The 2,345-nt window shown below is 38.4% G+C and carries 2 protein-coding genes and 1 pseudogene; 1 reads left to right on the top strand and 2 read right to left on the bottom strand.

All coding sequences use genetic code 11. The features are described from left to right. Positions 1 to 106: 106 nt before the first annotated feature. Positions 107 to 223 (bottom strand): annotated as a pseudogene (locus IQ228_RS27535) (IS4 family transposase); the annotation flags it as partial. On the opposite strand from IQ228_RS27535, the gene IQ228_RS24825 reads away from it, so the two are divergent. Continuing rightward, a complete protein-coding gene (locus IQ228_RS24825) occupies positions 217 to 714 on the top strand; it encodes a TniQ family protein (RefSeq protein WP_193964813.1) in 498 nt (165 codons plus the stop codon). The pseudogene IQ228_RS27535 and the gene IQ228_RS24825 sit on opposite strands and share 7 nt — an antisense overlap. 206 nt (positions 715 to 920) lie before the next feature. On the opposite strand, the gene IQ228_RS24820 is transcribed toward IQ228_RS24825, so the two are convergent. Next, complete coding sequence (locus IQ228_RS24820) at positions 921 to 2,099, bottom strand: hypothetical protein (RefSeq protein ID WP_228044069.1); 1,179 nt, start codon at positions 2,097 to 2,099, stop codon at positions 921 to 923. Positions 2,100 to 2,345: the final 246 nt, after the last annotated feature.

The following is a 2,345-nucleotide window of genomic DNA, read 5'->3' as shown; positions in this document are numbered from 1 at the left end:
CGACCACCTAGATTTCTACGTTCTAGGTCGTCGGCAGCGTGAGATGTGTGTAAGAGACAGTATTATACCAGCTTATATTTGGATTTAAAAGATTTTTTGCAGCAGCTAATGGAAACCATAATAATTTTACGCAGAGTTTACCTATTCCTAAAAATCTTTGTAGATTACGTTTCCTGCTTTCATATTTAATTGGTTGGGGAAACAAGCTGGCCAATTTTGGAAGAAATTAATCCTTGGTTGTTTGAGATAGAACCATATCCGGGAGAAAGTCTGAGTCATTTTTTGGGACGCTTTCGACGGGCACATGATTTAACAACTACTGGTTTAGGTAAGGCTGCTGGGGTTGGGAGTGCGATCGCAAGATGGGAAAAGTTTCGTTTTAATCCCCCTCCTTCTCGGCAACAATTGGAGGCTTTGGCTAAGGTTGTGGGGGTTGATGCTGATAGGTTAGAGCAGATGTTACCACCTGCTGGGGTGGGAATGAATCTTGAACCTATTCGGCTTTGTGCTGCTTGTTATGTGGAGTCGCCTTGTCATCGGATTGAGTGGCAGTTTAAGGTGACTCAGGGGTGTCAGCATCATCATTTAAGTTTGCTATCTGAGTGTCCTAATTGTGGGGCTAGGTTTAAAGTTCCGGCGTTGTGGTTTGATGGTTGGTGTCATCGGTGTTTTTTACCGTTTGGGGAGATGGTAGAACATCAGAAGGGTATTTGAGTAAGTTTTAAATTTATTCAATCGAAGATATATTATTAGTATCTGTAGCATTAGCACCTGTAGCTATTATTTTGAATAGTAAATGGTGACATCTAAAGTTCACCGGATATGACTTTCCTGAAGGAACTACTCGCTGGTGATCCGAGGTTTTGTGATCACGAATTGGAAAATCTGGATGATCATTTAATGTGCATGGTACTTTAGTCTCAATATTGGTAAAAGCTTGAACCACAAGCAGGATCAAGAATCTTGATATCCCATTCTTGACTATTCCAAGGTAAAACACCATCTAGGACAAAATCAACTATATGTTCTGGTGTGTAATGAACTCCTGTACCAGATTTTTTACTAACAAATTCTTCATATATACTGCTAATAAACTCTAAAGGTATAACGTCAAAATGGTAGTATGGCCATAGACTTAATTGTCCAGTTTCAATATCTACATCACCACTAACAAAATCAGCAAGTATATTTAGATGAGGTTGTTTAACTTTTTGTTCTTCTGTTTGCCATTCAGCTTCACATTCTTCTTCGGTAGCACCTTTACCTGGGAATAAATCACCATTAAACTTGCCATTGAGCCAACGAAAAAATTTATAACTATCTCTATGATCTCTTAATATCTCAGCTAAACAAAAGTATTTAGCCGATAATTCACCAGTTCTATATAAATAATCCAGTACAGTTGTATTTAAGCCAGGATTACCTTCAGAATCTTGACGGTCAAAAAGGAATTGAATAAAAATAATTCTTGCTAATAAATCATGAATTGTGTCATCATCAAGTTTATTTTTTTGAAGTCTTTTCCGAACGCTTTTCAGATTTTTCAATAGCATCTGGTCAGCGGCTTTTTTTCGTTGAAATCGCTGGCTATGTTCTTGAAAAAATTGACCGGATACTAAATCAGCCCAGTATAACCGCAAAGTTTCAGCAGCTTGACCTGAAAGAGATAACTGATTAAATGACTCAATTTCCTGTTTAGAAACATTAACTACAGGATTTATAATATCATCTTCCTTTGGAGGTTTTTCATAGCACGTCCAAATTCTTAATCGGTTAGGTTCTGTTGTAATTAGTGATGGTGTACGAGAAAAACTCCAAGCAAGTCTATAAGTTTTCTTTAATGTTTCCTCTGATACTTCTCCTGGAAAATCGCACACTAAAGCAATAGGTGTTTCTGTCGAGTCACCTTTAGGATTTCCAGCCAGCACGCCTATTCGCACACCTTGACCATCTGGAAGTTTGCTGATAGTTCTACCTAATTTTTCTTTAGCAATTTGTGCATAAACACTTGGACCAGCACCAGATGGCTCCAAAATTTCTTGTGGAGTTGGCCAGTGAAACTTTTCATGTGCTAGTTCAAGTAGTCCAGACTGTGACATTCCGTTTTTTACGCTGAATTAAAGTATAGTTTCAGATTTCAACCATCACATTGTCATCTAAACCTCCAGGAGACCCCCACCAAAACTGTACTCAGTTTGGTGATGGGAGGAATGGAGGGTTAATTGTGAAACGTCCCTTGAGTAATTTTGTGCGCCAGCACAAACAATGAGAGGGACAGTTGAGCAATTAACAAATCTTTGATTTTCCATATTCGTAACCGTCCTTTTTGTGAGTCCAGTGGTCTT

The sequence above is a fragment of the Dolichospermum sp. LEGE 00246 genome (genome assembly GCF_015207865.1).
In the GTDB taxonomy this organism is placed as follows: Bacteria; Cyanobacteriota; Cyanobacteriia; order Cyanobacteriales; family Nostocaceae; genus Dolichospermum; species Dolichospermum heterosporum.
This window is presented reverse-complemented; position numbering and strand designations above follow the sequence as displayed.